The 9,733-nt window shown below is 46.9% G+C and carries 3 protein-coding genes; 1 reads left to right on the forward strand and 2 read right to left on the reverse strand.

Annotated features, from left to right (window positions below; all coding sequences use genetic code 11):
• Window positions 1-8: 8 nt before the first annotated feature.
• Together ACH3Y6_RS01015 and ACH3Y6_RS01020 are read right to left on the reverse strand one after the other, a co-directional pair.
• Entirely contained in the window at window positions 9-3,152 is a 3,144-nt protein-coding gene (locus ACH3Y6_RS01015) for a SusC/RagA family TonB-linked outer membrane protein (RefSeq protein WP_490833701.1), read from the reverse strand.
• A gap of 174 nt (window positions 3,153-3,326) precedes the next feature.
• The gene (locus ACH3Y6_RS01020) at window positions 3,327-5,660 is read right to left on the reverse strand and encodes an efflux RND transporter permease subunit (RefSeq protein ID WP_490833702.1); all 2,334 of its coding nucleotides are present in this window, start codon (window positions 5,658-5,660) and stop codon (window positions 3,327-3,329) included.
• 242 nt (window positions 5,661-5,902) lie between these two features.
• On the opposite strand from ACH3Y6_RS01020, the gene ACH3Y6_RS01025 reads away from it, so the two are divergent.
• Window positions 5,903-9,733: beta strand repeat-containing protein (locus tag ACH3Y6_RS01025; RefSeq protein ID WP_490833703.1), on the forward strand; the 3,831-nt coding region annotated here is incomplete at its 3' end.

Genomic DNA, 9,733 nt, shown 5'->3' on the forward strand with positions numbered 1-9,733 from the left:
GTTAACAATTAGAAACCAACATTTACACCAACAGTAATGGTTCTCTGGTTGGCAACAGTATTTCTATCGATACCAAAGTTGGATGAACCGTTACCATTGGAAGATACTTCCGGATCAGGACCAGGATACTTGGTCAGTATCAACAGGTTGTTTCCTGCTACATAGAATCTTGCGTTGGAGATCTTCACTTTTTCAAGCAGCGACTTTGGCAGATTATAGCCAAATGTCAGTGTTCTCAATTTTACGAAATCACCTTTAAATACATTGATATCTAATGGGAATGAGGAACCGTTGGAAACGTTGTCGCCAAATACCGCTTTAGGTATAGCGGTTGCATCTCCGGCTTTTTGCCATCTCTGCAACACATCGGTTGAGTTGTTCCAGAAACGCTGGTCACGTAAACCCGCATTGGTACCATAGTAGAGATAAGAACCGAACTGGTAAGTGAACAAAGCGTTCAGCTCAAACCCTTTGTAACGGAAAGTGTTATCGAAACCACCGTAGAACTTAGGATTGGTATTTCTGTACACAACCGCATCTGCACTACTTACGGTAGGCGCTACGGTGCCATCAGCATAAGAGAAACGGAACTGACCGGCCGGGGCCACGTGCTGAAAATACACATCCCTTCCTGCACCGTTCACAAAAATTCTGCGGCCGGTAGCAGGATCTACACCCCTGGTCTGTGTAACAAACAGCATACCGATAGGATATCCTGGTTTGGTAATGCTTGGATTTTCCAGACCACCAGTTGAAGAGATGATCTGATCCAGTCCCAGCGCCAGTGAAGTAACCATGTTCTTATTATAGCTGATGTTGAAAGCAGAGGTCCATGAGAAATCCTTTCCCTGAACCGGAGTTGCATTCACACCAAACTCGAAACCTCTGTTGTACATGGTACCTACGTTCTTAGGAATGGTAGAAGGCAGACCTGCAGAAGGTGGCTGTGGAACAAACAGCAACAGACCATCTGTATTACTGTTATAATAAGTCAATTCGAAATTCACCCTGTCTTTCAGGATACCGAAGTTGATACCGATATCTGTTTTTTTGCTGGTTTCCCAGGTAAGGTCATTGTTACCGGCAGATCCAAAGGCAACGGTTGAATTACCACCGTACAGACCTGACCCGAAAGTAGACAGGGAAGCAAAGTTACCCAGACCTCCGATATTACCCACTTTACCGTAACTGGCCCTGATCCTGAAATTACTGAACACTTTGTCCAGTCTCATGGAAGACCAGAAATTTTCAGCTGCGATATCCCAGGCTGCTGAAGCCGCCCAGAAAGTACCATACTTAGAGTTCACACCCAATTGAGAAGCTCCGTCGCGACGTAAACTTCCGTTCAGTGTGTACTTCTTATTGTAGGTATAGGTTAAACGGCCGAACTGAGAATACAGGTAGTTCTCACCAATGGATAAACCGGCTGTATTCGGAGTAGCCCATCCGCCCTGGATATTGGTGAACGCAGGGTCAGATACGGTAATACGGTTCAAACCATAACCCAGGCCGGTGGAACGCTGCTGCTCCACACCACCCAGTAAGGTAACGGCGTGTTTATCGGCAAATGTTTTATCGAACTGGATGGTATTGGTGAACACTGTTCTTTTATTCTTGGTAAAGTTGCTGGTAACAGATCCGTTAGAACCAAAACCTTCACCGGAGATCGGGCTGTAATACTGGTCATTATCAACCAGCACATAATCCAGACCATAGGTGCTGCGGAGTGTTAACCAGCTAACCGGTTTGATCTGCAGGTACAGGTTACCGATAATATGATCGGTTTCTGCATTGGCCCTGTTCTGATCCAGCTGGATTACCGGGTTATTAAAACCAACCTGACCCTGTTTGTTACCGCCCACGCCAATCAGCGCACCGGAGTAACTATAGGTACCATCGTTATTATAAGGAGAAATATTAGGAGCCGTGATCAAAGCCACACGGCCCAAACCTGCTGTAGCAAATGCATCACCCAAAGAACCGGAGCTTACCGCAGAAAGGTTTTTCTCGTTTGAGTATTGGATCTTTCCACCCATGCTTACATATTTACCGGCTTTGTGGTCAATATTCATCAGCAAAGACAGGCGTTTGAAATCATTACGCTTGATGATACCCTGCTGTTCTGTGTAACCACCGGAAAAATAATAGCTGGTAGATTCGTTGGCACCGGATACGCTTACGGTATTGCTGTGCTGAACACCATTGCGGTATACATAATCATACCAACGGGTGTTGATGGGATTACCGTCGGGACCATTCATCAGGGCAAACTGGTTGGTAGCGCTGAAAGTACCGGCATTCTTAAGTGCTTCGTTTTTGTAATCGGTATACTGGAAAGCATTCAGCAGTTCCGGTAAACGCTGAACCTGGCTCCAGCCAACCCAGCTATCGAGGTTTACTTTGGAACGACCTGCTTTACCTTTTTTGGTGGTGATGAACAATACGCCATTGGCAGCACGGCTACCATAGATAGCGGTAGCAGCGGCATCTTTGGCTACGTCAACACTTTCGATGTCATTGGGGTTGATACTGGCCAACGCATTACCGGCAGCACTGGTAGAGCTGAAATCACCGGTGAATGTAGGGATACCATCGATCACGATCAACGGGTAAGAAGACAGGGAGATGGAGTTCGTACCACGGATCCTGATCACAGGAGGACTGTTCAATACACCACTGGGAATGGTGATCTGAACACCCGCCGCACGACCACCCAATGCCTGTTCAAAACTCTGAACGGGCTTGCTGGCAAGGGCCTCCCCCTTAACACTGGCAATACTACCGGTAATATCTTTCTTCTTTTGTGTACCATATCCTACCACAACCACTTCAGAAAGATTGGCAGTGCTGGATACCAGTTTCACAGTAACAGAATTTTTGCCGGCGATGGACAGGGTCTGTTCTTCCAGACCAACATAGGCAAATTGTAAAGACCTTGTTTTGTCTGTGACCCTGATAGAAAAATTACCGGAAGCATCGCTTAGTGCGGTTGCAGAAACCTTACGGTCTGCTCCCAGAGCGTTTATGGTTACCCCGGAAAGAGGGGCCCCTTTCTCGTCGGTTACCGACCCGGTAACCGTTCTGTTTGTTTGTGCATGCAGTTGTCCAATCAACAGGACACAGCATGCCAGGAATGATACTAGTTTTCTCATGAGCAGTGGTTTAATTTTTGGAAAAAGATAAACTTAGGCAAAAAAAACACAAAAAAAGCTGCATTTAAACAAATTTTCGTCTTGCGGAAAGTGGTAATTTCTACACATTAAGGCATAAAATACCCTCCGGCAGCAGCTTGCCGGAGGGTAGGAAAATACGATACACCTATTATTTTATCTGGTTTTGCGACCGGAAGTGGAGAGGATCAGTACTGGTAAGAGGATCAGGTTAGTGAGTGTACCCACCACCAGCGTAAGCGATGTAAGCCAGCCCAAGGCCTTGGTACCGCCAAAATCACTGAAACAGAAAATAATGAACCCGGCAATCAGTACTAATGAAGTGTATATAATACTGATACCCGTATGCCGGATGGTTTGAACCAGTGTTTGTGATACCTGGTTATTATAATGCGGGAGTTCCTGTTTATAATTGATGAGAAAACGTATCGTGACATCGATAGCAATACCCAACGCAACGCTGAACACGAGCACGGTAGAGGGTTTCAGCGAAATACCCACCCATCCCATCAAACCGGCAGTAATGACCAGCGGAATCAGGTTCGGGATCAGTGAACAAACCAGTATGCGGAAAGAACGGAACAGGTATAACATACAAAGTGTGATCAGCGCAAAAGCCCATACAATACTTTCCTTCAACCCCTTGATGATAAAACTGGATCCTTCCAGAAAGCTGATGCTGCTACCCGTAAATGTTATCTTATACGATGCCGTATCAAATATCTCATTGGCTTTTTTCTGAAAATCGTTCAGCAGAACAGGCAATTTCGCGCTGCCGATATCCTTCATGTTCACACTGATCCTTGCCACCTGTTGCGAGCTGTCCATGAACGTACTGATCAATTTTTGGAAACCTTTGTTTTTGTTACCTTCTGTTTTGGCTGAATCATTTTTCGACTGCAGGTAAGGCGCCATAAACACCATATCTGACTCATAAGGTACCGTATAACTGAGGCTGTCTCCATCGAAATAAGCCTGTTTGGCAAATTTCAGTCCCTCCACAAAAGAAAGGGGCCGGGCGGTAGAGGAATCAGCTGCGATATAAGCTGAAAGTTCATCTATCTTATTGATGGGAGCGATCCGGAAAATACCTTTTTTCTTTTTCGTGTCTACCAATATCTCCAGCGGCATCACCCCGCCGAACTCCTGTTCAAACCATTTGAGATCTGTATATATCTTATCGTTCTTAGGCAGGTCATCCACAATAAACCCTTCGCTTTTGATTCGGAAGATCCCGATCACCGCCAGAACGGTGATCACTGCGGTCACGCCGTACACCCATGTGGCGTGATGGAAGGTCCAGCGTTCAATGCGCAGCAGTATTTTTTCCAGCAAAGCATTTTCAAGATACCGGGTATGTTTTTCTTCCGGTGGAGGAAGATAACTGAGTACGGCCGGGATAAATATGAGCGAGATGAAAAACAATACCATAATATTGATACCCGCCACTGCACCGAATTCTTTCAGCAGGTCGCTATGCGTAAGCGCAAACACAGCAAAGCCAATGGCAGCAGCGATATTACAGAACAGCGTAACAATCCCCATCCGGCCCACCATGGTCACCAGGGCCTTGTATTTGTCTTTCTGATCGATATAGGCAGTATGGTATTTATTCAGGAAATAGATACAGTTGGGAATACCGATCACCACTACCAACGGAGGTATCAGTGCAGTCAGGAGAGTGATCTTATACCCCAGTAATACAAGGGTTCCCAGGCTCCAGACAACACCGGCGCTTACCACTACCAGGCTCATTATGGTGGCGCTGATCGATCGGAAGAAAAGGAACATAGTGATCACCAGCAGTATCAGTGATCCTGCCAGGAACCAGTTCATCTCATTTTTAATTCGATTACCAATGGTGGTTCTGATAAAAGGAAGACCACTGCTGTGTACCGTACTGGCGGTTTTCTTTTCAAACAGCTGTACTTCCTGCATGATATCGTTGATGAGCCTTGTCCGGCTTTTGCTGTTGATGGTGTCCTTATTCACATTTACAGCCAGCAGATAACTATGTGAATCGGCATTGTATAATAGCCCACGGTAAAAGGGAAGATTCTCCAGCACGGCGCGGTCACTGTCCAGCAAAGCCTGAGAGGTATACGGGTAGTGGAATATTTTTTCAGGAACCAGTTTTTGGGTAATACTGTCGTTCTTGAGCGTTACCACTTCCGGAATACTCAGGATATCAGTAACACCCGAGACCTTTTTGAGGCGCTGGTGCAGGTCAGCTACTTCATTAAAAAAGTCCTTGTGATAAAACCTCTCCGAGCCGATACCGATCACCATGGTATTACCATCACCTCCGAATTTTTTCAGAAAAGCCTGGTAATCCTGGTATTTGGGATTATCGGTCGGGAGTGCCCGGGTAAAATCGTAACTCAATTGCACTTTAGATGCCTGCCATCCCATAAAACCCGTGGCCAGTGCCAAAAGAACCAGGAGGGGAAAACGGTGTTTCAGAATGAATTTGCCTGCTTGATACCACATGTACGTTAGTTGATAGAATTTATACTACAAAGAAAGCAATAAAAAGTCACAAGAAATTACGGTTGATTAAACGTTTGCTTCTGTTGTTTACACGGAGTTTTGCAAAAGAGTTATTAAAGGCATAATTAACACTTAATTTTAAGTATCCAATATCAATGAACGCGTTTTCAACGAACGTATTCTTGTTATGGCATCCAATATCCATGAAAAAGAACAGGTATACATATCTGTTAATACTGCTTATGAGTATATACCCCGGCATCTCCGTGATGGCCCAGGGTGTATGTTCGAGCAGTGCATTAGCACCGGTGTACAGTGAAACATTCGGCGTCAGCAGTTCTCCTTCCAAAAAAAGCGCCATTCCGGCTGGCTTCGTAACAAACTATCAATTCTACAGCGGTAGCGGTGGACTTTCAGATGGTGAGTACATGGTTACACCACTTGGCAAAAATGCTGGAAAAAGCGATTGGGCACAAGGTGCTGACCATACCGGTAATACCAACGGTAATATGTATATAGTGAATGCAGGAAGGCCTTCTTCGGGTCCGGTAGATCTTTTCTTTTCAAAACAGGTAGATAATCTTTGTCCGGGTTCCGTTTATAGTTTCTCTGCCTGGCTTGCCAACATGAATACCATCTCGTCTACCAAATCTATCTGCGGATCGGGGCTGGTATGGCCAAAAGTCACTTTCAACATCAAGAACACGTCAGGTACCATTCTCAAGACCTTCACTACCGATACCCTTCCGCTGACACAAAAAACGAATATGGACCCCAACTGGCAACAGTATGGGTTCCAGTTTGTCTTACCTGTCGGTACTACCTCCCTGATTCTGGAAATGAGGGATGGCTGGGGTGGTCAGGATTCCTATTGTGGCAATGACCTTGCGATTGATGATATTGTTTTTTCTGCCTGTACCCCTACTGCCACGGCTACATTAAGTACCAGCAGTAATATCTGTGCCGGTACCGCTACCAGTATCAACAGTTCACTGGTAAACAGTCCTTTCAGCAACCCCGCCTACCAATGGCAGCAAAGTACCGATGGCGGAACTACCTGGGTAAATATTGGGACTGCCGGAACCGGTTCTGCCAATTACAGTATTGCCAGTGCAGCCACTACACATTCGGGTATGTACCGGGTAATTGTGGGGCCCGACGTATCCAGTTTAACGAGTACCACCTGTGTTACCGCTTCAAATACCGTATCTCTTTCTGTAAACCCCGCTATAACAGTAACCGCAACCAGCAATAGTCCTGTTTGTTCCGGCAATACGCTTTCTTTTTCTTCCACAACATCGGGTGGCACAGGCCCGTTCACGTATAGCTGGACTGGTCCAAACGGGTTTTCTTCTATCCTGACCAATCCGTCTATCAGCAATGTAGGAACTGCTGCTGCCGGTACCTATACGTTTACGGCTACTGACAGTAAGAACTGTGCAGTAAGTGCCAGCATCACAGTAACTGTTGGCACAACGCCGCCGAGTGTGGGTGCTATTACCGGTGCTGACGGTGGTTGTGCAGGAAGCAGTATTGTATTGAGCAATTCCACTTCAGGCGGAACCTGGAGCAGTAGCAATACTGATGTAGCCACGGTAGCTGCCGATGGAACCGTTTCCATGCTCAGCAGCGGTTCTGCTGTGATCACCTATACCGTTAACAACGGATCCTGCAGCGTATCGGTCAGTAAGACAATCACAGTTGCTTCAGTTACCCTGCATCCCGATGTGATCGAATGTAACAATGGTATTGCGCATTTTGATGCCGTTGATAGTTATTACGGCGTAACCTATAGCAACAATAATGCAGGCAACAGTTTTGCCTGGACCGCTACCGGAGGACCCTTTAGCTTCCAGGGGTCGTCTACCGCCAGCAGCCAATACCCGGGTATGCAATTCCAGACAGGTTATTCCTACCAGGTAATACTCCGTTTTACCACCAATGGGGTAACCTGTATTGACACACAGATGGTTTACAAGAATGTAACCGCAGCCGATACGATACAAGGTTCACGCGACACAACAGTTTGTTTCAACAGCGCGCCTATCAGTCTAAGTGGAAAAGCATCGCCAGTTACCAATACTTTTAAATGGACCACTAATGGTACAGGAACTTTCTCTAATCCGAACGCCCTGAGCACAACCTATACACCCAGTCTGGCTGATAAGACAACCGGAACGATCAAAATATACCTGAGTGGTTCTTCCACCCTGAATGCCACCGGGAACTGCGGCAGTTCTACCAGTATCGATTCCATGGTATTGCGGATATATCCGGATAATGTGGGTACCAACAGCACGCAGGTGCTCTGTTCCAACCAAACGTTAAACTTTACCCCCAGTTCTGCCATTCCGGGAAGTACTTTTTCATGGATATCTTCCGTCACATCGGGCAGTCTCACCGGTAATTCACCCAGCGGAACAGGCAAGATCATCGATTCACTGGTGAATCTTTCCAATGCCAGCGATGCCGTAGTGGTTTATACGATCACTCCCTATGCATTCACCCCTTCCAATGTAAGTTGCAGTGGAACACCTTTTACCCTTACCGTAACGGCAATGCCCAAACCCGGTATTACCATTACCAATGCTACGAGTTCGGTTTGTAGCGGCAGTACTACCAACCTTCAGTTCAGCAGTTCATTGGCTGGTTCAACCTTTACCTGGAGCTCATCTGTTATTTCAGGATCGGTCACCGGTAACTCATCCAATGGAACAGCATCTGCAACCAATACCATTACAGATGTTCTGACAGCAGCCGCAGGAACCAATGCGATCGTACGATACCGGATCACCGCTATTTCACCGCAGGGTTGCAGCCAGACCGATTCTACCGACATCCTCATTTATGGCGCTTCTACCATCGCCAATGCGGGACCTGACCAGACTTTATGTAATGTGAACAGCGTTTTACTGGCTGCCAACAACCCCGTTCTGGGTAATGGCAGCTGGACACAGTTATCCGGTCCCTCCACCGCGGTATTCGGGTCCGTATCTTCGGCTTCTACTACTTTAAGCGGACTGATACCCGGCACTTATCGTTTGGTATGGAGCATCACCAACGGCACCTGTCCAGCTTCCACAGATACCGTTGATATCATCAATGCACCCCCATCTGTTGCAGGAACCTTATCGGCCGATGCCACAGTTTGTTCCGGAAACAATTCCGGAACACTGAATCTTTCGGGTTATACAGGCAATATCCTCCGTTGGGAATCCTCTACTGATAATGGCAACACCTGGATCGCCATCCCCAATACAACCAATAGCTATACCTACAACAACATTACTGTCACCACAGTTTTCAGGACTGTAGTACAAAGCGGTGTATGCGCATCAGTGAACAGTGCGCCCGTTACGATACTGGTGAACCCGGTTTCAGTACCCGGTACGGTTTCTTCAGATGCAACCGTTTGTTCGGCCAGCAATAGCGGCACACTCAGTCTCGCCGGATATACAGGCAGTATCCTTCGCTGGGAGTCTTCGATAGACAATGGCACCAGCTGGAACAATATCAGCAACACTACCGCTAATCTTGATTATACCAACCTGACCAGTACGACACTTTTCAGAGCTATCGTTCAAAGCGGCAGTTGTGGTGCACTCTCTTCCAATGCGGTAACCATTATTGTTACAGCTCCTACCGTTGCCGGAACGGTAACAGCCAATGCGACGGTTTGTACCGGATCGAATAATGGCACACTGAACCTGGGTGGTTATACCGGTAACATCCTGAACTGGGAGTCTTCGACCGACAATGGTAACACTTGGACCAGTATCACCAATACCAGCAGTCAGCTCACTTACAATAATCTTACCACTACCACCCTATACAGGGCCACTGTACAAAGTGGCGCCTGTCCGGCTTTTGCCTCTGCAGCTGCAACCATTACCACGCTGCTGGCTGTAAGCAATGCCAATGCAGGTACAGACCAGGTTCTGTGCAGCACCAGTTCCGCTACGCTCGCAGCCAATGCTCCGACTTCCGGTTCCGGCACCTGGTCTTTTGTTGCAGGTCCTTCGGCTGTCACTTTCTCCAATGCCAATGATCCCGCTTCTGTTGTAAATGGACTC

The organism is Sediminibacterium sp. FW305-C-269 (assembly GCF_058231045.1).